This window comes from Streptomyces blattellae (genome assembly GCF_009709555.1).
Classification (GTDB): Bacteria; Actinomycetota; Actinomycetes; order Streptomycetales; family Streptomycetaceae; genus Streptomyces; species Streptomyces blattellae.
In genome coordinates, this window is sequence record NZ_WJBG01000204.1 from 1 (window position 1) to 23950 (window position 23950).

General features: G+C 71.2%; 19 protein-coding genes. 12 read left to right on the top strand and 7 right to left on the bottom strand.

Translation table 11 applies throughout. From position 1 onward, the window contains the following. From cysN to GFH49_RS27560, 6 genes are all read left to right on the top strand, one after another. On the top strand, positions 1 to 1048 hold a 1048-nt coding region (gene cysN, locus GFH49_RS27535; RefSeq protein WP_155058759.1), incomplete at its 5' end, for a sulfate adenylyltransferase subunit CysN. 152 nt (positions 1049 to 1200) lie between these two features. Beyond that, positions 1201 to 2301, top strand: a complete 1101-nt coding sequence (locus tag GFH49_RS27540; RefSeq protein WP_155058760.1) for an aliphatic sulfonate ABC transporter substrate-binding protein — start codon at positions 1201 to 1203, stop codon at positions 2299 to 2301. A gap of 37 nt (positions 2302 to 2338) precedes the next feature. Then, positions 2339 to 3127: an ABC transporter ATP-binding protein gene (locus GFH49_RS27545; protein ID WP_155058761.1), complete on the top strand. Its 789-nt coding sequence runs from the start codon at positions 2339 to 2341 to the stop codon at positions 3125 to 3127. Next, positions 3114 to 4049: an ABC transporter permease gene (locus GFH49_RS27550; protein ID WP_230396525.1), complete on the top strand. Its 936-nt coding sequence runs from the start codon at positions 3114 to 3116 to the stop codon at positions 4047 to 4049. Before GFH49_RS27545 ends, GFH49_RS27550 begins: the two co-directional genes overlap by 14 nt. Before the next feature lie 7 nt (positions 4050 to 4056). After that, positions 4057 to 4803 (top strand): sirohydrochlorin chelatase, encoded by a 747-nt coding sequence (locus GFH49_RS27555; protein ID WP_155058762.1) that lies wholly within the window; start codon positions 4057 to 4059, stop codon positions 4801 to 4803. A 51-nt stretch (positions 4804 to 4854) separates the two neighbouring features. After that, positions 4855 to 5721, top strand: coding sequence for a transglutaminase domain-containing protein (locus tag GFH49_RS27560; RefSeq protein ID WP_155058763.1), 867 nt, complete (start codon positions 4855 to 4857; stop codon positions 5719 to 5721). On the opposite strand, the gene GFH49_RS27565 is transcribed toward GFH49_RS27560, so the two are convergent. After that, on the bottom strand, positions 5702 to 6055 hold the full coding sequence (locus tag GFH49_RS27565; RefSeq protein ID WP_408055960.1) for a nuclear transport factor 2 family protein: 354 nt from the start codon (positions 6053 to 6055) through the stop codon (positions 5702 to 5704). The two genes, GFH49_RS27560 and GFH49_RS27565, sit on opposite strands and share 20 nt — an antisense overlap. A 13-nt stretch (positions 6056 to 6068) precedes the next feature. Continuing rightward, positions 6069 to 6614, bottom strand: coding sequence for a DUF1697 domain-containing protein (locus GFH49_RS27570; protein ID WP_155058765.1), 546 nt, complete (start codon positions 6612 to 6614; stop codon positions 6069 to 6071). 226 nt (positions 6615 to 6840) lie between these two features. On the opposite strand from GFH49_RS27570, the gene GFH49_RS27575 reads away from it, so the two are divergent. Beyond that, the gene (locus tag GFH49_RS27575) at positions 6841 to 9093 is read left to right on the top strand and encodes an MMPL family transporter (RefSeq protein WP_155058766.1); all 2253 of its coding nucleotides are present in this window, start codon (positions 6841 to 6843) and stop codon (positions 9091 to 9093) included. 308 nt (positions 9094 to 9401) lie between these two features. Beyond that, positions 9402 to 10265 carry a phosphotransferase gene (locus GFH49_RS27580; RefSeq protein WP_155058767.1) on the top strand — a complete coding sequence of 288 codons (864 nt, stop codon included), beginning with the start codon at positions 9402 to 9404 and terminating at the stop codon, positions 10263 to 10265. 102 nt (positions 10266 to 10367) lie between these two features. On the opposite strand, the gene GFH49_RS27585 is transcribed toward GFH49_RS27580, so the two are convergent. Continuing rightward, complete coding sequence (locus GFH49_RS27585; RefSeq protein WP_155058768.1) at positions 10368 to 11321, bottom strand: LysR family transcriptional regulator; 954 nt, start codon at positions 11319 to 11321, stop codon at positions 10368 to 10370. 94 nt (positions 11322 to 11415) lie between these two features. Here GFH49_RS27585 and GFH49_RS27590 point away from each other — a divergent pair, with 94 nt between their 5' ends. Then, the gene (locus GFH49_RS27590; protein ID WP_155058769.1) at positions 11416 to 12501 is read left to right on the top strand and encodes a DMT family transporter; all 1086 of its coding nucleotides are present in this window, start codon (positions 11416 to 11418) and stop codon (positions 12499 to 12501) included. On the opposite strand, the gene GFH49_RS27595 is transcribed toward GFH49_RS27590, so the two are convergent. The 4 genes from GFH49_RS27595 to GFH49_RS27610 all read right to left on the bottom strand — a co-directional run bounded on the left by GFH49_RS27595 (position 12413) and on the right by GFH49_RS27610 (position 16855). Then, a complete protein-coding gene (locus GFH49_RS27595; RefSeq protein ID WP_155058770.1) occupies positions 12413 to 13195 on the bottom strand; it encodes a 3'-5' exonuclease in 783 nt (260 codons plus the stop codon). The genes GFH49_RS27590 and GFH49_RS27595 overlap by 89 nt on opposite strands. 113 nt (positions 13196 to 13308) lie before the next feature. Then, on the bottom strand, positions 13309 to 14577 hold the full coding sequence (locus GFH49_RS27600) for a DUF5919 domain-containing protein (RefSeq protein WP_196218145.1): 1269 nt from the start codon (positions 14575 to 14577) through the stop codon (positions 13309 to 13311). Between the two features lie 72 nt (positions 14578 to 14649). After that, on the bottom strand, positions 14650 to 15957 hold the full coding sequence (locus GFH49_RS27605) for a copper amine oxidase (protein ID WP_155058771.1): 1308 nt from the start codon (positions 15955 to 15957) through the stop codon (positions 14650 to 14652). A gap of 55 nt (positions 15958 to 16012) precedes the next feature. Further along, positions 16013 to 16855: a Tat pathway signal sequence domain protein gene (locus GFH49_RS27610; protein ID WP_155058772.1), complete on the bottom strand. Its 843-nt coding sequence runs from the start codon at positions 16853 to 16855 to the stop codon at positions 16013 to 16015. 178 nt (positions 16856 to 17033) lie between these two features. On the opposite strand from GFH49_RS27610, the gene glgX reads away from it, so the two are divergent. The 3 genes from glgX to GFH49_RS27625 all read left to right on the top strand — a co-directional run bounded on the left by glgX (position 17034) and on the right by GFH49_RS27625 (position 23766). Continuing rightward, positions 17034 to 19142 carry a glycogen debranching protein GlgX gene (gene glgX, locus GFH49_RS27615; protein ID WP_155058773.1) on the top strand — a complete coding sequence of 703 codons (2109 nt, stop codon included), beginning with the start codon at positions 17034 to 17036 and terminating at the stop codon, positions 19140 to 19142. A 195-nt stretch (positions 19143 to 19337) separates the two neighbouring features. Next, a complete protein-coding gene (treY, locus tag GFH49_RS27620) occupies positions 19338 to 21686 on the top strand; it encodes a malto-oligosyltrehalose synthase (RefSeq protein ID WP_155058774.1) in 2349 nt (782 codons plus the stop codon). A gap of 829 nt (positions 21687 to 22515) precedes the next feature. Further along, positions 22516 to 23766 (top strand): M14 family zinc carboxypeptidase, encoded by a 1251-nt coding sequence (locus GFH49_RS27625; RefSeq protein ID WP_155058775.1) that lies wholly within the window; start codon positions 22516 to 22518, stop codon positions 23764 to 23766. The last annotated feature ends 184 nt before the right edge of the window (positions 23767 to 23950 follow it).

Consider the following 23950-nt stretch of genomic DNA (forward strand, 5'->3'; position numbering starts at 1 on the left):
CGCCGACACCCCCGGCCATGTGCAGTACACCCGCAACATGGTCACCGGCGCCTCCACCGCCGAGCTGACGGTGATCCTCGTCGACGCGCGCAACGGCGTCGTCGAGCAGACCCGGCGGCACGCCGCGATCGCCGCTCTGCTGCGCGTCCCGCACGTGGTCCTCGCCGTCAACAAGATGGACCTCGTCGACTACCGGGAAGCCGTGTTCGCCGCGATCGCCGAGGAGTTCACGGCGTACGCGACCGAGCTGGGCGTCCCCGAGGTCACCGCGATCCCCATCTCGGCGCTCGCGGGCGACAACGTGGTGGAGCCGTCCGCCGTCATGGACTGGTACGGCGGCCCGACGGTCCTGGAGCATCTGGAGACGGTGCCCGTCACGCACGACCTGAGCCACTGCCACGCCCGGCTGCCCGTGCAGTACGTGATCCGGCCGCAGACCGCCGAGCACCCGGACTACCGGGGTTACGCGGGCCAGATCGCGGCCGGTTCGTTCCACGTCGGCGAGCAGGTCACCGTCCTGCCGTCCGGCCGCTCGACGAAGATCAGCGGAATCGACCTGCTCGGCAGGCCCGTCGACGTCGCCTGGACCACCCAGTCGGTGACGCTCCTGCTCCAGGACGACATCGACATCTCGCGCGGCGACCTGATCGTGCCCAGCAAGGACGCACCGCCCACCACGCAGGACATCGAGGCGACCGTCTGCCACGTCGCGGACGCCCCGCTGACCGTCGGCCACCGCGTGCTGCTCAAGCACGGCACCCGTACCGTCAAGGCGATCGTCAAGGACATCCCGTCCCGGCTCACCCTCGACGACCTGTCCCTGCACCCGCACCCGGGACAACTCGTCGCCAACGACATCGGCCGGGTGAAGATCCGCACGGCCGAGCCGCTGCCGGTCGACGCCTACGCCGACTCGCGCCGCACCGGCTCCTTCATCCTGATCGACCCCAGCGACGGCACCACGCTCACCGCGGGCATGGTCGGCGAGTCGTTCGCCTCCCCGGAGCCGGTCCGCGACGAAGCCGAGGACGACGGGTGGGACTTCTGACCATGAACTCCCCCGATCCCCACGGCGGGGTGGCGCGATGTGCGCGATGACGTACGCGCACCGCATGCGCGACGAGCCGTACACACCCGCCGACCTCCCGGCCACGACCTGACCAGGGCGTGACTGCCGGGCCTCCGAGAGGAACACCTCCCGTGCCTGACGCCCCCGCCCTCCGGCATCTCCTCGCGGTGACGGCCGCGCTGCCGCTGCTGGCTCTCACGGCCTGCGGCTACGGCTCCCAGGCCCAGGAGAACACCGAGCATGCCGTCGCCGGGGCGGCCAAGGTCGACGGGCTCGACTCCGTGAAGATCGGCTACTTCGGGAACCTCACCCACGCCACCGCGCTGGTCGGCCGGCACGAGGGGCTGTTCCAGGAGGAGCTGGGCGGCACGACGGCCGAGTACGCCACGTTCAGCGCCGGTCCGTCCGCGATCGAGGCGCTGAACTCGGGCTCCATCGACATCGGCTGGATCGGCCCCTCCCCCGCCGTCAACGGCTATGTGAAGGCGAACGGCAACAACCTGCGCATCGTCTCCGGTGCGGCCTCCGGCGGGGTGAAGCTCGTCGTGAACCCGGAGAAGATCAAGTCCCTGAAGGACGTCAAGGGCAAGAAGATCGCCACCCCGCAGCTCGGCAACACCCAGGACGTGGCGTTCCTCAACTGGATCGCCGAGCAGGGCTGGCAGGTCGACGCGCAGAGCGGCGCGGGTGACGTCTCGGTGGTCCGCTCGGACAACAAGGTCACTCCGGATCTCTACCGGTCGGGTTCCGTCGACGGGGCGTGGGTGCCGGAGCCGACCGCGTCCAAGCTGGTGGCCGAGGGCGCGAAGGTACTGCTGGACGAGGCGGACCTGTGGCCGGACAAGGAGTTCGTGATCACGAACGTCATCGTGTCGCAGAGCTTCCTGAAGGAGCACCCGAAGGCTGTCGAGGCCGTGCTGCGCGCCTCGGTGGAGTCCAACAAGTGGATCAACGACAACCCTGACAAGGCGAAGGCCGCGGCCAACGCGCAGTTGACAGCCGACACCGGCAAGCCACTGCCGGCCGAGGTCATCGATCCGGCGTGGCCGTCCATCCGGTTCACCGACGATCCACTGGCGGCCACGCTCGACACCCAGGCGCAGCACGCGGTCAAGGCGGGGCTGCTGGAACAGCCGGACCTGACCGGCATCTACGACCTGGCGCCACTGAACAAGGTCCTCAAGGCCGAGGGCGAACCCGAGGTCGACGACGCCGGCCTCGGCACGAGGTAAGGCACCGATTCCGATGAGTTCCCAGGAGGTGACGACCATGGCAACCGCCCTCGCCAAGGCCGCGGACACGGATGCGTCCGTCGAGCACGCCGCGCGCATCGACCACGTCTCGAAGTCCTTCGCCGGCCCCGCCGGGCAGCAGCTCGTCCTCGACGACATCACGCTCGATGTCGCGCCCGGCGAGTTCGTCACCCTCCTCGGGGCGTCCGGCTGCGGCAAGTCGACGCTGCTCAACCTGGTCGCCGGGCTGGACAAGCCCAGCGCGGGGAGCATCACCAGCGACGGACGCCCGGCCCTGATGTTCCAGGAGCATGCCCTCTTCCCGTGGCTGACCGCGGGCAAGAACATCGAACTCGCCCTGAAGCTCAGGGGGGTCGCCAAGTCCGAGCGGCGCGGCCGGGCCGAGGAACTCCTCGAACTCGTCCGGCTGAAGGGGGCGTACGGCAAGCGCGTGCACGAGCTGTCGGGCGGTATGCGCCAGCGCGTCGCCATGGCCCGGGCGCTCGCCCAGGAGAGCAAACTCCTGCTGATGGACGAGCCGTTCGCCGCGCTGGACGCCATCACCCGGGACGTTCTGCACGACGAGCTGACCCGGATCTGGAGCGAGACACAGCTGTCGGTCCTCTTCGTCACCCACAACGTGCGCGAGGCGGTACGACTCGCCCAGCGCGTGGTGCTGCTGTCCTCCCGCCCGGGACGCATCGCGCGCGAGTGGACGGTCGGCATCCCGCAGCCGCGCCGCATCGAGGACGCGGCCGTGGCGGAACTGTCCCGGGAGATCACCGAAGAACTGCGTGGGGAGATCCGCCGCCATGGCCAGCACTGAGACGAACGCCAAGGACGCCAAGGACGGCAAGGACGCCAAGGACGGCAGGGACGGCAGGGACGGCAACGACCTCGCCGGGCTCGAAGCCGGCCTGGACGCCCTGGAGACGGTCCAGACCAGCCGTACGCCGCTGAGGAAGACGCTGACCGAGAAGGTCCTGCCGCCGGTCGTCGCCGTCGCCCTCGTGCTGGCGGCCTGGCAGTTCCTGGTGTCGTCCGGGATCGCCGACGACCCGACCAAGCTGCCCACGCCGACCGACGTGTGGGGCGAGCTGCGCGAGTCGTGGCTGCAGGGCACCCTGCACGAATACATCTGGACGTCCGTCTCGCGCGGTCTGCTGGGCTTCCTGATGGCGCTGGCGATCGGTACGCCGCTGGGCCTGCTGGTGGCCCGGGTGAAGTTCGTGCGCGCGGCGATCGGCCCGATCCTGTCCGGCCTGCAGTCCCTGCCGTCGGTGGCCTGGGTGCCCCCGGCCGTGATCTGGCTGGGCCTGAACAACCAGATGATGTACACGGTGATCCTGCTCGGCGCGGTCCCGTCGATCGCCAACGGCCTGGTGTCCGGCGTCGACCAGGTGCCGCCGCTGTTCCTGCGAGCGGGCCGCACGCTGGGCGCGACGGGGCTGAAGGGCACCTGGCACATCCTCATGCCGGCCGCGCTGCCCGGCTACCTGGCGGGACTGAAGCAGGGCTGGGCCTTCTCCTGGCGCTCGCTGATGGCGGCGGAGATCATCGCTTCCTCTCCCGACCTGGGCGTGGGCCTGGGCCAGTTGCTGGAGAACGGCCGCAACAACAGCTCCATGTCCATGGTGTTCTTCGCGATCCTGCTCATCCTCGTCGTCGGTATCGCCATCGACCTGCTGATCTTCAGCCCGTTGGAGCGGCGGGTGCTGCGCAGCCGCGGTCTGCTGGCGAGGAGCTGAGGCACTCATGCGCAACCGGTTCAGCCCCGTCCTGGTGGTGATCGCCCACGGCAGCCGCGACCCGCGGCACGCCGCGACGGTGCACGCCCTCGTACGCCGGGTGCGCTCGCTGCGTCCGGACGTGCGGGTGGAGACGGGCTTCCTGGACTTCAACATCCCGTCCGTACCGGGCGTGCTGGAGTCCCTGGCCGCGGAGGGTGTCCGGGACGTGGTCGCCCTGCCGCTGCTGCTGACGCGCGCCTTCCACGCGAAGGCCGACATCCCGGCGGTCCTCGGGGACGCCCCGCCGCGGCTGCGGATCCGGCAGACGGAGGTGCTCGGCCCCTCCCCGCTGCTGCTGTCCGCGCTCGAACGGCGGTTGTACGAGGCGGGACTGACGCCCGCCGACAAGTCCTCGACCGGGGTCGTGCTGGCTTCGGCGGGGTCCACCGACCCGGAGGCGATCGCAGTGATCGCAGAAATCGCGCGGGAGTGGCGGCACACCGGTTGGTGCGCCGTGCGGCCTGCGTTCGCCTCCGCCGCTCTGCCCCGCACCGAGGACGCGGTACGGGAGCTGAGGTCCCTGGGCTGCTCGAAGGTCGCCGTGGCCCCGTACGTCCTGGCCCCCGGCTTCCTGCCGGACCGTATCGCGCGCGGCGCGGCCGGGGCGGACGTACTGGCCGATGTGCTGGGTCCGGCACCGGAGGTGGCGCGGGTGCTGCTGGAGCGGTACGACGCGGCGCGCACGCCGATGCTGGCCGCGGTCGGCGCCTGACGGATCCCACGGGGTTGACTTTGCCCCTCGGGCAGGGCCAAGTGTCCGGGCATGGACACCTACCTGAAGCAGACGGCGTACAGCGACCCGGGTGACCTCGACACGAGCGGGCTGCCCCGCGATCCCGGTGAACTCGCCCGCGTGGTACGGGATCTGATCATCCATCGGGGCGAGGGAGAGCTGTTCGGATACGTCGTCCCCGAACAGCGGCTGCACGACGACGCCGAGGCGCGGTACGTCACGGAACTCCTGCGGATCCTGCGTGAGCGCGGGGACACACCGCTGACCGAGCCTCGCGCGCCGCAGCGGCGCTTCGTGGGCACGTGCCGGGACTTCGCGCTGCTGCACTGCTCGCTGCTGCGGGCGACGGGGACGGCGGCGCGCATCCGGTGCGGCTTCGCGGCCTACTTCGACGAGGGATTCCACAGCGACCACTGGGTCACCGAGTACCGCCTCCCCGACGGGAGTCGGCGGCTCGCCGACCCGCAGGTCCACCACGAGCACGATGTGCCCTTCGACCCGGTCGACGTCCCCCGCGACCAGTTCCTGGTGGCCGCGGACGCCTGGCGGGCGTGCCGCGAGGGGCGGGCCGACCCGCAAGCGTTCGGCTTGATCGACCTCAACGGGATCGAGGGCCTGTCGTACACGGGTCTGTGGTTCGTACGGGCCAACGTCCGCCGCGATCTGGCCGCGCTGAACGGCGTGGAACTCCTGCCCTGGGACAGCTGGGGACCCGAGATCGAGAACGACGCGCTGCTCACCGCCGAGGACCTCGCACTGACCGACGCGGTGGCCGCGGCCCGCTCCGAGGCCGAACTGCGCCGCCTGTACGCGACTGGGCCGCTGACGGTACCGGACGAGATCACCTCGTACACCACCTACAACGGCGTACGGAAGGTCAGCCTTCTTCGGCGTTGAACAGCGTTCCCTGGTGGAAGTAGAGCAGCCAGCCCTGATCGGTGAGCCGCCACAGGGAACTGCGGTGTGCGCGGCGGCCGTTGTTGTCGGTGTCGAAGGTGAGATGGACGAGGTCCGGCGCGAGGCGGACGCCCTTCATGCGAGAGGCGACGATCGGACGGGCCCCGGACTCGGTGGTCGCGGTCAGCGCGGCGATGATCGAGGCACGGTCCCAGTGTCGTCCGGAGACGCCGAACTCCTGGAAGTCGGGGTGCAGCAGCGCCCCGAGCAGGTCGGGCGAGCGGCGGACCTGCGGGGTGAGCAGCCGCAGTTCGCCCTCGATCGCGGCGGCCACGGCCGGATTGTGCTCAGGCACCGGTCATCTCGACCAGTTTGACCACGGTGTTCCAGTTGCGGCTGGTGGCGATCACGCCCTTGTTCAGGCGGGGCTTGGCGAGGTGGTCGGCGAGCTTGGAGCGGCCCAGGCCGTTCGGTGCGTACAGGTACAGCGCGCGGTCGCCGAGCCGGAACTCCTCGGGGAGGTACGCGGCCGGGTCGATCTCGGCGAAGCGCTCCGCGGCGACGGGCGCGGAGAAGTAGGTGACGTGCAGTTGTCTGGCCTCAAGGCCGGCGGCCGGGAACGGACAGGCCTCGGCGACCGCCTTCAGATAGGCGTGGTCGCGGACGATCACGTCGACGCCGAAACCGAAGTGCTTCTCGATCGCCCGGGTCAGCTCCGCGGCGAGGGATTCCGCGTCGCCGTGGCCGCAGGAGAAAACGGCCTGGCCGCTCTGCAGATACGTGCGTACGCCGTCGTGGCCGAGGCCTTCCAGCAGCGTGCGCAACTCGGCCATCGGGAGCTTCTTGCTGCCACCCACGTTGATTCCGCGCAGCAGCGCCGCATACGTCGTCATCCGCCCAGCTTATGCGGCCGTCGCCGGGGGCCCGCCCCCGAGGAGCACCGATAGATGTAAGGGCCCACGGTCCTCCCCAGTGGTGAGACACCGGGGTCCAAGGGGATGAGGCGCGGCCGGGGCACCTCACCGGGCAGCACGACGAGATGCCTTTATCCGGCCCATACCTTCGAAACGAAAGGTGGCGGCAGGGGGCCGGCACCGCTGACGAGGGGGCAAGCCCGTCATGGGGAACGGAGATATACGGGTGCGGGGCATCGCCGCGCGGGCCGGCGGCTGGAGCGCCCGGCATCGATGGGCTGCCGTCGGTATTTGGGTGCTGTTCGTCGTCCTGGCGATGGGGCTCGGGTCGGCGGCCGGCCGGGTCGACGTCAAGGACAGCGACCAGCTGGGGGGCGAGACGCACACCGCCGCCGCCATCATCGAGGACGCCGGGATCGACGAGCCGGCCGGTGAGACCGTCCTGATCCAGGCGAAGGACGGCAGCGTCACGGCCACGGACGCCGGCTTCCGGGCCGCGGTCGACTCCGTGGTCGAGGCGGTCGGGGCGACCGGTGAGGTCACGGACGTGACATCGCCGTACGAGGCCGACACGATCTCGTCGGACGGCCGCAGCGCGCTGGTGCAGTTCGACATGCGCGGGGACGCGGAGACCGCGGGCGAGCGGGTCGAGCCGGTGCTCAAGGCCGTCGAGGACGTGCAGAAGAACCATGAGTCGCTGCGGATCGAGGAGATCGGCAGCGCCAGCATGAACAAGACGTTCGACGACGCCTTCGGGGACGACTTCCAGCGGGCCGAGTTCTCCGCGGTGCCGGTGGCCCTCGGCATTCTGCTGATCGCCTTCGGCGCGCTGGTGGCGGCGCTGCTGCCGGTGCTGTTGGCGATCACCGCGATCATGGCGACGATGGGCCTGATGGGCATCGTCAGCCATGTGATGCCGATGAGTGAGACCGCCAACTCCGTGATGCTGCTGGTCGGTCTGGCCGTCGGCGTCGACTACTGCCTGTTCTATCTGCGCCGTGAGCGCGAGGAGCGGGAGGCGGGCCGGGACCCGCAGACCGCGCTGCGGGTGGCCGCCGCCACCAGCGGGCGCGCGATCATCGTCTCGGGTGTCACGGTGTGTGTGGCGATGGCGGGCATGCTGTTCACCGGGCTCGCCGAGTTCGAGGCGATGGGCCTGGCGTCGCTGATGGTCGTGGCCGTCGCCATGGTCGGCTCCGTGACCGTCCTGCCCGCGCTGCTGTCGCTGCTCGGCGGGCGGGTGGAGAAGGGGCGGATTCCGTTCCTGCGCCGTCGCAAGCGGGGCGGCGGCTCCGAGAGCCGGTTCTGGACCGCCGTCCTCAAGGGCGTGCTCGCCAGGCCCCTCGTCTCCGTCGTCGTGGCGGCCGGAGCGCTGCTGGCGATCGCGGCTCCGGCGGTGGGCATGAAGACGCAGAACCTCACGCTGGACCAGGAGTTCGGCGACTCGCTGCCGATCGTGCAGACGTACAACCGCGTCAACGACGCCTTTCCCGGCGGCTCCGAGCCGGCCGAGGTGGTCGTCAAGGCCGACGACATCAACGCCCCCGAGGTGCGGGCCGCGCTCGCGGACTTCCGTGCGCAGGCGATCAGTTCGGGTGTCTCGCGCGGCCCGGTCGACATCGAGCTGCACGACGCGCAGAACGTCGCCTTCGTCTACGTCCCGCTGGTCGGCGGCTCCGACCTGGACAAGGCGGGGGCGAGCCTGGACAAGCTGCGCGACGAGGTACGGCCGGCCACGCTCGGCGAGGTCGACGGCGTGGAGGCGCCGATCACCGGACAGGTCGCGGGCTCGAAGGACTTCAACGACCAGCTGGCCGGGGCGGTCATCCCGGTCTTCGCCTTCGTCGTGGTCTTCGCCTTCCTGCTGATGCTGCTGTGCTTCCGCTCGCTGACCATCGCGATCACGTCGATCGTGCTGAACCTGCTGTCGGTGGGTGCGGCGTACGGCATCCTGGTCGCCGTCTTCCAGCACGGCTGGGGTGCGTCCCTGGTGGGCGCGGAGGGCGTCGGCGCGATCGTCACCTGGCTGCCGCTGTTCCTGTTCGTGATCCTGTTCGGCCTGTCGATGGACTACCACGTGTTCGTGGTGTCGCGGATCCGCGAGGCGCGGCTGCGCGGCCGGACGACGAAGGACGCGATCACGCACGGGGTGGTCACCACGGCCGGTGTGGTCACCAGCGCCGCGGTCATCATGGTCGCCGTGTTCGCGATCTTCGGGACGCTGTCGATGCAGTCCATGAAGCAGATGGGCGTCGGCCTCGCGGCCGCGGTGCTCATCGACGCGACGATCATCCGGGGCGTGCTGCTGCCGGCGGTGATGGCGCTGCTGGGCGAGCGCAACTGGTATCTGCCGAAGTGGCTGAACCGGATGCCGGACCTCACGCACGACGAGGCCCCCGAGGCCGTGACGCGGGGGACGCGGTCGCGGGACGACGAGGGTGAGCCGGTGCGGGTCTGACCTCACCCCGAGCCAGGGCCCGTTGGCTGCCGGGGAGCCAACGGGCCCTGTCCTGCTCGCTTCCGGGGCGGCTCCGCCTCGACGAGGTCCGCCGCCCGCCGCCCTCCTGGGCCAGCTCGGCCCAGATGCCCTTCAGCCGTCCGGCGACAGCAGCCCTTCCGGCTTGATCGGGCCTCGTCCTGGCCTGCGGGCGCTGTGCCGTGTCAGCCCCGCGCACACGCTCCCACCTGTGGGAATGCGACACTGGGCGCCGGACGGCGGGACCCGGCGCCGTACGCGCACGCACAGGGAGCACACGGAGGCGGACGATGGACGAGGCAAGGGCGCGGGACGTACTGGCCGCGGCAGGCGTGCTGCCCGGACCGGCGCGGGACGCGCGGTTGCTCGCTCTGGGCGAGAACGCCGTGTTCGCCGCCGGTGACCTGGTCGTCAAGGTGGGCCGCGCCGCCGAACTCCTGGACCGGGCCCGGCGGGAACTGGACATCGCGCTCTGGCTGGAGGCCGCGGCCGTGCCCGCGGTACGCGCCGCCGAGCCGAAGGCACTCCTGGTCGAGGGGCATCCGGTGACCGTGTGGCACCGGATGCCCGATCCCGTACGGCCCGCGGAGCCGCGCGACGTGGCCGTACTGCTACGGGTCGTCCACGCCCTGCCCTCCCCCTCCTTCGCACTGCCGCCCCGCGATCTGCTGGGCGGTGTGGAACGCTGGCTGCGGCTCGCGGGCGACGCGATCTCTCCTGCCGACGCGGCCTATCTGCGTGAGCGCCGCGACGGCTTCGCGGCAGCCGCCGCCACGCTCACCCCGCAGCTGCCGCCCGGTCCGATCCATGGCGACGCGCTGCCCCGCAATGTGCACGTCGGGCCGGACGGGCCGGTCCTGGTCGACCTGGAGACCTTCTCCGCCGACCTGCGCGAGCACGACCTGGTGGTCATGGCCCTCTCCCGCGACCGCTACGGGCTCCCGGCGGCGGCGTACGACTCCTTCACCGACACCTACGGCTGGGATGTGCGCGAGTGGGACGGGTGCTCGGTGCTGCGCGGCGCCCGGGAGACCGCCAGTTGCGCATGGGTCGCCCAGCACGCGCCGGGCAACCCTGACGCGCTGGCCGAGTTCGAGCGACGGGTGAGGTCGCTGCGGGACGGGGACGGGACGGTGCGCTGGTATTCGTTCTGACACCGGCTGAACAGCGCTTGGATCAGGGCGGGGCGGACATGGCAGGGGCCGCCAGGCAGAGACCGATCACGGCCCATGGCCGGCGTCCCCGGCAGGCGACGCCTACTCCGCGGAAGCATTCGCGGAGCGGCCCGAGCGCGTCTCCTCGCTGCCGCGGTCGCTGTCCTGGATGGTTCGCGCGGCGCGGCGCAGTTCGGCCAGGACCGTGCGGACGGCCGCCCTTGCCGTGCGCTCGGGGCGGTGCAGCGCGTCGATGTGGCGTCTTGCCTGGACGCCGCTGAGGGGTCTGAGGGCCAGCTCGGGGTGTGGGCGCATCGTCCAGCGTGGCATCAGGGCGATGCCGCCTCCGGCCGCCACGGCCTCGGCCACCACCGCGAACTCGTTGATGCGGTGGGCCAGGTGGAGGCGACAGCCGGCCGCCGCGGCTATGGACTCGATGACCGCCAGGACGGGGAAACCGTCGTGCACCGTGATCCACGGCTCGTCGGCCACGTCGCGTGGGGTGACGCGGCGCTTGGCGGCCAGGGGGTGGTCGGCGGGCATGGCCACGTCCAGCGGTTCGCGCAGCAGCGTCGTCGTGGCCACCGTGTCCGGCCATGGCGGGGCGTGGTCCAGGCGGTGGGCGAGGACGATGTCGTAGTCCCGGGTCAGTCGGCAGAAGTCCTCCTGCGGTACGTCCTCGTCGGCCAGCCTCGGCACCGGCTTCCCCGGGCCGGTCAGCGCACGGAGCAGGAACGGGAAGAACGCGGCGCCCGCGCTGTGGAACGCCGCCACCGACACCTCCCCGTCGGGCCGTCCGACGAACTCCTCGACCGTGTGCCGCGCCCGCGCGAGCGCCGTCTCCACCTCGACGGCCGCGCCCGCCAGCGCCTGTCCGGCGTCGGTGAGCACCAGGCGGCGCCCCTGACGCTCGGTGAGCGGCACCGGGATCGCGCGCTGCAGCAGCCGTAGCTGCTGGGAGATCGCCGACGGGGTCACCAGCAGCGCCTCGGCGACCGCCGTGACACTGCCCAGTTCGCCGAGTTCCCGCAGGATTCTGAGCTGCCGTTCGTCCATTGCGCCAGTGTAGAGCCATGATGTAGGGCTGCTAAATGATCGTTTTAGAGACTGGTACTGGGCTTCAGGGACGTCCCCGGTGCACCGTAGGCGCGTGTCCGACGTCCGCCGCCTCGATGCGGTACTCCTCCTTGTCGCGCTCGTCTGGGGCTCCAGTTACTTGTCCGCCCAGACAGCCACTGCCGCGCTCCCCGTCCTGCTCGTGCTGTTCGCCCGCTACGCCCTGTCAGCTGTCACCTGCCTCGGCCTGGTCGCGTCCCGGCGGCGCGGGTCGCGGCGGTGGACGCGTGACGAACTGCGGGCCGGTGTGCCCCTGGGGGTGACCCAGGCCGCGGTTCTGGTGGTGGAGACGTACGGCGTCGCCCACACCAGCGCCGCCAACGCCGGGCTCATCATCAGCCTGACCATCGTCCTCACCCCGCTCCTCGACCGCGGCGCGCTGCCCGCCTCCTTCTTCGCCGCGACCGCCGTGTGCCTCCTGGCTGTCGGGCTGCTGATGTCCGGCAACGGCTTCCACGCACCGCGCCTCGGCGACCTGCTGATGCTCGGCGCCGCACTGATCCGGGCCGGGCATGTCACGCTCGTCGGCCGCCTCACCGCGGGACGGCCGATCCGCCCGTTGCAGCTGACGACCGTGCAGACCCTCGTCGGCACGGCCCTGTTCCTGCCGGCCGCCGCCCTCGACCTGCCGACCCTGGTCCGCACGGACCAGGCAGCCTGGGCACAGCTGGTCTATCTCGCCCTGTTCTGCAGTGTGTTCGCCTTCCTGGTCCAGACGTGGGCCGTGCAGCGCACCTCCGCGAGCCGGGCCAGCCTGCTGCTGGGCACCGAGCCGGTCTGGGCTGTCGCGGTCGGCGTGGCCCTCGGCGGGGAACACCTCACGCCGCTCACCGGCCTCGGGGCGGCCCTGATGGTCGTCGGCACCTACTGGGGGCAGGCGGTGGAACGGGCACACCGCGCCGCACCAGAACCCCGACCTCCCTCGGTCCACGCCGCGTCTCGTGTGCCGACCCACGCCCCGACCCGGTCCGCCGACTCCGCCGGCCCCGCCGCCTCTTGCGCCGCCACGCGGTTCGTCGCTCCCGCCGGGTTCAGATCGCCTCGCCCGCCGCAGCCTCCTCCACCGTCTTCTCCGTCGCCTCCACCGTCTTCTCCGTCGCCTCCTCCGTCGGCTCCTTGAGCGGCCACGTCCCGTCGATCACGGCGGTGGCGTCTCCCTTGCGGCGCAGGAAGTTCTGGAAGTCGGCCGCTCTTTCCGCATACCACTCGATCTGGCGGCGGTGGAGTTCCGCCGGGCCGAGGGAGGCGAGCTTGGGGTGGCGGATGGCTATGGCGCAGGCCAGTTCCGCCGCGGCGAGGGCGTCGGACGTGGCGTCATGGGCGGAGTCGAGGACCACGCCGTACTCGGCGCAGACCGCTTCGAGGTTGCGCTTGCCGCGGCGGTAGCGGTCGACGGACCGGTCGATGGTGTACGGGTCGATGACCGGGGCGGGGTCGAGTCCGCCCAGGCGGTCACGCAGCGACGGCAGACCATGACGGCGTAGCTCGGCCGCCAGCAGGGTCAGGTCGAAGGACGCATTGTAGGCGACGACCGGGACACCCGTCTTCCAGTACGCCGCCAGGACGTCCGCGATGGCGTCGGCGACCCGGTCGGCCGGCCGGCCCTCGGCGGCGGCGCGCTCATTGCTGATGCCGTGCACGGCCACCGCGTCCGCCGGGATCTCCACGCCTGGATCTGCCAGCCACTCCCGGCGCCCTATGGACTGCCCGGCCCTGACCTCGACCACGGCCCCCGTGACGATCCGCGCCTCGCGCGGGTCCGTGCCCGTCGTCTCCAGGTCGAAGCCGATCAGCAGCTCTCGGTGCCAGCCCATGCCTGGCCCCCCTTCTCGGTGGTGCTTTCCCCCAGTGGTCTCCACCATCCCATGCGCCACCGACAATCAGAGGACCGCATTCCGCTTACCCGGCATGCCCGCCTGGGGACTTGTCAGGACACCGGCCGCGAATCCGCCCAAGCCAGCTCGAACTCCTCGCGGTACGTCGGAAACAGCCCGCTCTCGTCGACTTCGCCCGGCTTGACCACATTGCCGCCGTTGCGCAGCACCAGCACCGGCGTCTCCATCCCCCGCGCCCGCCGCAGATACGACTGCACCACGGCGATTCCGTCCGAGCCGTCGCCGTCGACGAGGTAGGCCGTGAAGCGCGGCGTCTCGTCGTAGACCTGGATCTCGAAGGCACCCGGATCGCGAAGCCTCGACCGCACTCGCCGCATGTGCAGGATGTTCATCTCGACCGCGCGGCTCAACTCCCCGCGCCTGATGCCGAGTTCGCGCTCACGGCGCTTGACCGCGCTGGAGGCCGGGTTGAGGAACAGCAGCCGCACGCGGCAGCCCGACTCGGCCAGCCGGACCAGCCGGCGCCCGGAGAAGTTCTGCACGAGCAGGCTGAGGCCGATACCGACGGCGTCGACCCGGCGGGCACCGCCGAAGATGTCCTCGGCGGGAAACTGCCGCAGCAGCCGCACCCGGTCGGGGTGCACGGCGACCACGTCCGCGTACCGGTCGCCGACGAGGTCTTCGACCGCGTCGACGGGCAGCCGGCGCGCGGACGGTACGTCGCCGGCCGTGCCGAGAATCTCAAGGAGGCGGGCGGAGGCCCGCTCGGCCTGGTTGAGGACGGCTTCGGACAGGGCACGGTTGCGGGAGACGACGTTCCGGGTGACTTCCAGCTCGTCCAGCGCGAGTTCGACGTCCCGGCGCTCGTCGAAGTAGGGCTCGAAGCACGGCCAGTGCTGCACCATCAGCTCGCGCAGCTGCGGCAGGGTGAGGAAGCTCAGCACATTGTCGTCGGCGGGGTCGAGCAAGTAGCCCTTGCGGCGGCTGACTTCGCGTACGGCGACCGCGCGCTGCACCCACTCCTGTCCGGCGGGTCCGGCCGCGGCGACCACCCAGTCCTCGCCGTGGACCGGTTCGTAGACGGGACGCAGAACAGCGGCCACGACCGCGCGCAGCCGCTGTTCGACGAGGTTCAGCCAGATGTAGGCCCGGCCGGCTCGCTGGGCACGCGTACGTACCTCGCGCCAGGCGTCGGCGCCCCAGTCCAGCTCCGGTCCAATGGAACCCGTGTCCATCGGACGGGCCAGGGACACCGTGCCGGGCGGGACGTCTGTGGAGTTCCCCTCGTGACCCTCGTCACCAGGGGGCAACTCCAGCCCTCCCGAGCCCACCCGCGCACCGCCTTCCGCTCCCCCGAGCACTACCCGTGTCAACGATCAAGGAAGGGTACTCCGGTAGCGGTCCGCGGTGCAGCCCGATGGACGGACCGTTTCTCAACCGCGGAACTCCCACTCGCCGTTCTGCCAGGCGAGGTCGGCGGGAGTGAGGGGATTCATAGCGGTGACGTCCCGCGGGACGATGGAGAATCCCTGCCAGTGGACCGGCATGGGCTGCTGGTCCTCGTCCCGGGCTATGTGGTGGAAGCCCACATTGACCCAGGCCACGGGTTGGGTGAGGGTCTGCCCGCCGACCCACTTGTCGACGGACTTGGGGTGTGTCCCGCCGCAGCGCGGGTTGTTGCTGGCGAACAGCTCGCACTTGTTGTACTGGGTGAAGTAGATGTCGTGCTTGGTGTAACTGCGGCCCGGGTACCGGGTGGTGGGGCCCGAGACGAACTCGTAGGACCGCGCGTGTCCGTCCTTGTTCTTGCCCGTCGCGCTGACCATGCGCCACCAGCGATAGGCCTTGGCGTCGCCCGCGAGTTCCTTGCCGACCTTGGTGCGGGTGGTCTTGGTCTGGGGGGTCAGCCGGCCGCGGGTGGTGACGGTCGAGTCGTACTGCTCGACCCGGTTCTTGGTGGAGCCGTCGAGGGCGAAGTCGAGCCGCCAGAAGGCGTTGTGGCTGTGGCTGGTGGCCTGCGCCTTGGGACCCTTGCCGATGGGCCAGCCGCGTCCGTCGCCCGCGTCGTAGTCGCTCCAGGAGAGGCTGCCGGTCGCGCCGACGTTCATGTTGATCGTGCCGTCGTCCTGGAAGCGCCACTCGGTCATGTACTCGTACCAGCCGACCTGGTTGACCGTGTAGACGAGGAGATCCTTGCCCTGGGCCTGGTACGCCTTGTCCCCCGTGTCGCTCTGCATCCGGTAGGCGTGGCCGCGGGCGCGGGTGGTGGTGCACAGGCCCTTGACGAAGGGGTTGCCCGGATCCCCGTCCTGGACCTTGACGTTCCTGATGGTGCCGCCGGGGCACTCGGCCGGCGCCAGGGGCATCAGACCGGCGGCGAAACCCTCGTCCGTCAGGTCCTGGTACTCGTTCTCCCCGTCGTCGTACGGGACGTGGATCTGGGCGAGCCGGGCGCTGTTGAGGACCTTGATCGGCTCAGCCTCGCCCTTGGGCTGGTAGGAGACATCGTCCAGGACGATGCCGGCCTTGCTGTCATACCGCCAGCACATCCGCCAGGTCGTGCCGGTGGAGAGCTTCTGCTCGATGCGGTAGGCGGCGCTGCAGTCGGCGGCGGCCGCCGCGGCGGTCTTCGGCTGGGCTGCGGCCGGTCCGGTGCCGGTCGTCAGACCGGCGGCCAGCGCGGCCACGGCGAGACCGAGGGCCGTCCGGTGACGGACACGGCTGATTCTGTTGACGCGCATGAAGAAATGACTCCCTTGCAGGAGGTGCAGGTTCGAAAACTGGACGGAGGCCGGCTCAGCGGTCGAGTTCGGCGACGTTGCGAGCGCTCAGGTCGATCACCAGTGACCTGGTGTCGATCCACGGGCCGTTCTTGACCTTCGTGAACAGCCGTACGCAGCGGTGCTCGCCGCACTTGTCCAGTACGGCGGGCTGGGCGCCCGGCGTGGCCCGGTAGATGCCGCCGCTCAGCCACAGCTGGTCCGGGGACGTGAGCTCGTTGTCGGTGGCGTCCTTGTAGTCCGCCTTCAGGCCCGCCCCCAGCGGGTCGGCGAGCAGCAGGCCCGCCGCCTCGATGTTCTCGGCCCGGCTCGGCGTCGGCTGGACGCCCTGCTGGCTGATGGTCTCCACGACCTTCCCGGTGTCGAGGTCGACGGTCTTGGTGACGAGGGTGTCGTCCCAGTAGTCGTAGAACGTCACCTCGGCACGCCGGGGCGCACCCTGACCGTCGACGGCGTCGGCCTCCGGTTCGGCGAGGTCGACGGTCAGGCGCTGCGGACCGCGCTCACCCTCGACGTTCTCACTGGCGTTGAACAGCTGCCGGCTCACCGCGAGCTGTTCGGCCCGCTCGACCTCGTCGTCGGTCAGCGGGTCGCTGCCCTTGCCCTTGTCACCCTCGGCCGGAGCCTGTTCGACGACCCCGGGCTGGACCGCGGTCTGCCCCTGGGCCTGCTCCTGTTCCTGCCCCTGGCCCTGGCCCTGCCCTTGGACCGGCTGCTGGGCGCCCGCCTTGTTTCCTCCCGTTTCCCCGGCCCCCGCGGTGCCCGGCAGGGTGACCGCGACCATCGCGGCCGTACCGGCCACCGCGATGGCCGCACCGGCCACCACCTTGCCCAGATGACGGTGCACTGCATTGCGCACGTTGTTCCCCCTACTCCCCCAACTCCGGGAGTACGTGTTGCCCCACTGGTTCGGCATACCGTGTATGCACTGGTCGATCGGTAAGAGGGACGTAAGTCATAGGAGGTTCCCTCACTTTCGGGGAGACTCGGGGCCAAGGCGCCCCCGGCGGCGGGGCACACCTGAAAGAGTCGTATCCATGCAGGTCTGGCCTGGAGAGGCGTATCCACTCGGTGCCACGTACGACGGCGCCGGAACCAACTTCGCGGTCTTCACGGAGGCCGCGGACCGAGTAGAGCTGTGTCTGCTGCACGACGACGGCTCGGAGACGGCGGTGGAACTGCGGGAGAGCGACGCGTTCGTGCGGCACGCGTACCTGCCGGGCGTCATGCCGGGCCAGCGGTACGGATTCCGGGTGCACGGCCCGTACGCCCCCGAGCGCGGCCTGCGCTGCAACTCCGCGAAGCTGCTGCTCGACCCGTACGCGCGCGCGATCAGCGGTTCGATCGAGTGGGGCGAGGAGGTGTACGGCTACCACTTCGGCGCACCCGACGAGCGCAACGACCTCGACTCCGCCCCGCACACGATGACGTCGGTCGTGGTCAATCCCTACTTCGACTGGGGCGACGACCGGCGGCCGCGCACCGAGTACCACCACACGGTCATCTACGAGGCACACGTCAAGGGCCTCACGATGCGGCACCCGGGGCTGCCGGAGGAGCTGCGCGGCACCTACGCGGCCCTGGCGCACCCGGCGGTCATCGAACATCTCACCGAGCTGGGCGTGACCGCGCTGGAGCTGATGCCGGTCCACCAGTTCGTCAACGACCACCGTCTGGTGGACATGGGCCTGAACAACTACTGGGGCTACAACACGATCGGCTTCTTCGCCCCGCACAACGCGTACGCCTCCTGGGGCGACCGCGGCCAGCAGGTCCTGGAGTTCAAGTCGGCGGTGCGGGCACTGCACGAGGCCGGTATCGAGGTCATCCTGGACGTGGTCTACAACCACACGGCCGAGGGCAACCATCTGGGCCCGACGCTGTCCTTCCGGGGCCTGGACAATCCGCGGTACTACCGGCTGGCGAACGATCCGCGCTACTACATGGACACCACGGGCACCGGCAACTCCCTGCTGATGCGTTCCCCGCACGTCCTTCAGCTGATCATGGACTCGCTGCGCTACTGGGTCACCGAGATGCACGTCGACGGCTTCCGCTTCGACCTCGCCGCGACGCTGGCCCGGCAGTTCCACGAGGTGGACCGGCTGTCGTCGTTCTTCGACCTGGTCCAGCAGGATCCGGTGGTCTCGCAGGTGAAGCTGATCGCCGAGCCCTGGGACGTGGGTGAGGGCGGCTACCAGGTGGGCAATTTCCCGCCGCTGTGGACCGAGTGGAACGGCAAGTACCGCGACACGGTACGGGACGTGTGGCGCGGCGAGCCGCGCACGCTCGCGGAGTTCGCCTCCCGGCTCACCGGCTCCTCGGACCTGTACCAGGACGACGGCCGCCGCCCGCTCGCCTCGATCAACTTCGTGACCTGCCACGACGGGTTCACCCTGCATGACCTGGTGTCGTACAACGACAAGCACAACCAGGCCAACGGCGAGGACAACCGGGACGGCGAGAGCCACAACCGGTCGTGGAACTGCGGGGCCGAGGGCGAGACCGACGATCCGGGCGTGCGGGAGCTGCGGCAGCGTCAGATGCGGAACTTCGTCGCGACGCTGATGCTGTCCCAGGGCGTGCCGATGATCAGCCACGGCGACGAGTTCGCGCGCACCCAGCGCGGCAACAACAACGCCTACTGCCAGGACAGCGAGCTGGCCTGGGTGGCGTGGCCCGAGGACGGCAGCGAGCTGCTGGACTTCACGCGCGCGATGGTCTGGCTGCGCAAGGACCACCCGGTCTTCCGCAGGCGCCGCTTCTTCCACGGCCGGCCCGTGGAGGGAACCCACGACGAGCTGTCGGACATCGCCTGGTTCACTCCTGAGGGCAAGGAGATGGCCCAGCGGGACTGGGACTCGGCGCAGGCGTCGGCGCTGGCGGTGTTCCTCAACGGCAACGCGATCTCGGAGCCCGGCTCGCGCGGCGAGCGCATCGGCGACGACTCGTTCCTGCTGATGTTCAACGCCTCGCACACGTCACTTGACTTCGTGGTGCCGGTCAATCACGGCCGCCAGTGGCAGGTGGTCGTCGACACCGCCCGCGCGGACGGCGTCGCGCCGGGCACGGGAGCGAAGGTGCAGGCCGGGGACCGGCTGACGCTGGTGGACCGGAGCATGACGGTGCTGCAGCGGCCGGTCTAGGAGGGAGGGGTTCGTCCAGGGGGGTGGGTTCTCGTCCCGGCGGGTTCGCCACCCAGCGGGTTCGTCATCCAGGCGGGTTCGTCATCCAGGCGGGTTCCTCGTTCCGGCGGGTTCCTCGTCCCCGTGGGCACACGCGCGTGCGTACGTGCGCGGGGCGATGACACGAAAGAGGGCAGGGCGGGTACGTAGGTTTCCATGACACCTGAGCGTCCTGACCTGGTGGTGCCGACGGCCACCTACCGGCTGCAGCTGCAGCCCGACTTCCCGTTCGAGGCCGCCGCGCGGGCCGTGCCGTACCTGGCGTCGCTCGGCGTCTCGCATCTGCACCTGTCCCCGGTCCTGGAGGCCGTCCCCGGCTCCCTGCACGGCTACGACGTCGTCGACCACGCGCGCGTGCGGGGTGAGCTGGGCGGCGAGGAGGGACTGCGAGCGCTGGCGCGCACCGCGCGGGAGCACGGTCTCGGCCTGGTGGCCGACATCGTCCCCAACCACATGGCGATGGCCCCGCGCCACAACCGCGCCCTGTGGGAGGTACTCCGGGAGGGCCCCAAGTCGCCGTACGCGCGCTGGTTCGACATCGACTGGGAGGCGCAGGGCGGCCAGATGCTGCTGCCGGTGCTCGGGCATCCCCTCGGCACGGAGATCGACGCGCTGGCGGTCGACGGTGACGTCCTGCGCTACTACGACCATGTGTTCCCCTTGCGCGAGGGCACCGAGAAGCTGCCGCTGCCGCAGCTCCTGGATGCCCAGTGGTATCGCCCGGTGTGGTGGCGGCTGGCCCGTACGGAGCTGAACTACCGGCGGTTCTTCAGCATCTCGGAGCTCATCGGGGTGCGAGTGGAGGACCCGGAGGTCTTCGAGGCCACGCACGCGAAGATCCTGCGGCTGCTGCACGAGGGCGTGTTCGACGGGCTGCGGATCGACCATCCCGACGGACTCGCCGATCCGGATTCGTATCTGCGGCGCCTGAACGAGGCGACCGGCGGCCGGTGGACGGTGGTGGAGAAGATCCTGTCGGACGGTGAGCACCTGCCGGCCTCCTGGCCGGTCGCGGGCACCACCGGATACGACGCCCTGCGGCACGTGGACGGCCTCTTCGCGGATCCGGCGGGGTGCGGGGAACTCCTCGGCCAGTACCGGCGTTTCGCGGCCCCTCAGACCGACCGTGGCGGGCAGTGGGAGGCGACGGTGCGGCGGGCGGCGTACAAGGTGCTCACGCATGAGCTGGCCGCCGAGGTCGAGCGGCTGACGCGGGTCGCGAGCCGCCTGTGCGACGCGTCGCCGGACCCCGCGCTGCGCGACCGGGCACCCTGGACGCTGCGCACCGCCCTGCAGGAGTTCCTGGTCCGTCTGGAGGTCTACCGGCCGTACGAGTCCGGGGACGCCGCCGCCGTCGTCACCGAGGAGGCCGCGGCCGAGGCCCGGCAGGCCTTCGTCGACCCCGAGGAGGCCGGTGCCGTGGACGTCGTACGGGATCTGGTGCTCGGGCGGGCCGGTGACGGGCCGGGCCACGTGGAGTTCCGGGCGCGGTTCGCGCAGACCGCGTCGGCGCTGCGCGCCAAGTCCGTGGAGGACACGGCGTTCTACCGCTATGTGCCCTTGCTGTCGGCGACCGAGGTGGGCGGGAACCCGGGCAGCCCCGCGGTGTCTCCGGAGGACTTTCACGCGTACTGCGCGCGCGTGCAGCGCGACTGGCCGACGACCGGGACCGTCGCCTCGACGCACGACACCAAGCGCAGCGCCGACGTACGGGCCGCGCTGGCCGTGCTCACCGAGTGCCCCCAGCGCTGGGCGGACGTCCTGGCCGAGGTGACACGCACCGGCGAGGGCGTCCCGGACGCGCAGTTGGCATGGGCGGCCTGGCAGACCGTGTTCGGGCTCGGCCCGGCGGAAGCCGAGCGAGTACAGGGGGCGCTGCTGAAGCATGTGCGCGAGGCCGGGCTGTATACGAGCTGGACGGAACAGGAGCCCCCGTACGAGGACGCGGTGGCCGCGTTCGTCGCGGCGGGGCCGTGCGGGGCTCCGGGCGGACGCGTGGCCGACTTCCGCGCCGCCCTGGAGCCGCACATCCGGGCGAACGTGCTGGGCACCGCCCTGCTCCAGCTGACGATGCCGGGCGTGCCCGATCTCTACCAGGGCACGGAGGGCGAGTACCGGGCGTTGGTGGACCCCGACAACCGGCCGCCCGTGTCCTTCCCGCCGGAGGATCCCGGCGACAAGGGCGCGGTGAGCGCGGCGGCTCTGCGGCTGCGCAGGCGCCGGGCCGACGTCTTCGGCGACTCGGCGACGTACGCGCCGCTGGCCGCGGAGGGTCCGGGCGCCGCGCACTGTGTGGCGTTCGCGCGGTCGGGCGAGGTGGTGGTCGCCGTGACCCGGCTGTCGCTGCGGCTCGCGGAGGCGGGCGGCTGGCGCGACACGCTGCTGCCGCTGCCGCAGGGGCGGTGGGCCGATGTGCTGACTCCTCAGCGGCGGTTCACCGGGCACGCGCGCGCGGACGAGCTGTTCGAGGGGCTTCCGGTGGTGCTGCTGGAGCGGGTGGAGTAGCGCCTGTTCGGCGGATCATGGTGCTGTGGCGGGGTCGGCAGGCCGATCTGCGGCCGGGGGGCCGGTACGCCGATTCACGGCGAGCAGCACACCCACCTGCGACCGGGGACCGGCACACCGATTCACACGAGCAGCACACCCACCTACGACCGAGGACCCGCACACCGATTCACACGAGCAGCACACCCACCTACGACCGAGGACCCGCACACCGACCTGCCGCGCGGCCTGGCACGCCCCACCTGCCACGTGGCCTGGCACGCCCCACCTGCCGCGTGGTCGTCGATTGCCGGCTCCCCCATGGCGCCGGCGCCCGCCTCCGTCGTGCAGGCAGGCCTCTGCTCATGCTCATCTGCGCTGACGGGGTGTCGCTGCTTCCCCCGACCCGACCCGCCGGACAGGCCCGAGCGCAGTTCGACGGGGAGGTCAGCGGCGAGCGCTGTGCTGAGCCCCAGGGGGCGTTGCGCGCACAGGAGGGGGACTCGGCCGGCGGTCCATGCGGGGGTGCGCGCCGTGCGAGCGGGGAGCCTGTCGTCCCCGGCGGGCGCACGCACGGACGCGGGGGCTCAACCGGCCACCGCTCCCGCTCAGCCACAGCCCTTATGGGCTGTTCGGGTGATTCCGCGACGAACGGGGCGAGCCGCTGCGGTCGGCGCCGCGCTCACGCTCGGGTCGGACGGGACCGGCAACCCTGCTGGTACCGACGGCCCTGCCTGCTGCCGGTAAATGCATCTGGGCGCCCCCTGGCGCCTCCCCCGCCACCGCCTTGACACTGCACGGCGGCCGTGGGGTACTGCGGATTGCGAAAGCCGGGCGGATGTGACGGGGGGTGAGTCTCCTGCCGGAGCTGCGCTACCCCACCGTTCCCCAACTTGTCTTGTCCGCCCGGACGCTGGCCGCTCAGCGGCCCGGCCTGTGTGCCCTGAGGCAAGTGGGGGTCTCCCGCGCGGGCAGACCCCTCTACCTGCTGTCGATGGGCCATGCCTGCCGCGCCGTCCTGGTCGTCGCGGGCGCGCACGCCAACGAGCCGACCGGGGGCCCGACGACGCTCGCCCTCGCGGAACGGGTGCTGCACGAGCGGCAGTTGCGGGCCGACACCTCCTGGCACTTCCTGCTGTGCGCCGACCCCGACGGGGCGAGCCTGCACGTGACCCCGGCGCCGCGCAGCCTCCACGACTACCACCTCGGCTTCTTCCGGCCCGCGGCACCCGAGCAACCGGAATGGGCCCCGTCCACGCTGCCGCCGGACCGGCTGCCGCCGGAGACCCGCGCGCTGACCCGCGTCATCGACGAACTGCGCCCCTTCCTCCAGGTGACCCTGCACGGCACCGAACTGGGCGGCAGCTGGGTGCAGCTGACGAAGGACGTCCCCGGACTCGCAGAGCCGTTCGCCAAGTCCGCGGCGGAGCTGCACATCCCCGTGGAGACGGGCGCCTCGGACGCCGCGGGCTGGCCGGCCGCCGGACCCGGCGTGCATGTGATGCCCGGCCCCGGCGCGGGCGCGGCGTATCCGAGCATGCCGGACGACGCGCGGCACAGCACCTGGTACCACGTACACCGGTACGGCGGTCTGACCGCGGTCGTCGAGGTGCCGATGTGGGCGAGCGACCTGGTGGACGACCCGGCGCCGCATCCGGCCCCGGCGGCGGAGATGCAGCGGCTGGCGGGACGGCCGCTGCGCGACTCGCTGGAGGTGGAGCGGGTGCTCACCGAGGCGCTGCCGCGGCTCGCGGGTGCCGAGGGGCCGCTGCTGCGGGCGGCCAGATGGGCGCTGGAGCTGGTGCCGGGGCTGGCCGAGGACTGGGTCCACACACAGCCCGCCGACGATTCGATGGCCTACGTCGGAAGCGTGGACGCGTTCGCACGCCGGCTGCCGCTGCGGGCGGCGGCCATGCTGCTGCGGGTCCTGCAGGAGACCGGCGACCACGCGGCGCCCCGGCTGGAGCGCCTCGTCGCCACCTGGAGCGACGCCTTCGCGCAACGTTTCCGCGCCCGCTGGGTACCGCTGGAACACCAGGTCGAGCACCAGTCCCGCACAGTCGTGGCAGCGGTCCGACACGCCCGCGACCGGACGACGTAACACCTCAGACGACCCCGCACGGCACTCCGGCGACATCGAGGGCAACTCCCTGAACGCACCCGTAACGCGCGCATGCCGGTGACTCCGCACGACCGTGACGGCAGTCCGGCACCCCCGTAACCCACCGACGCAACACCTCAGACGACCCGCGAGCGACTCCAGCGATCTCGTGGGCGACTCCCGG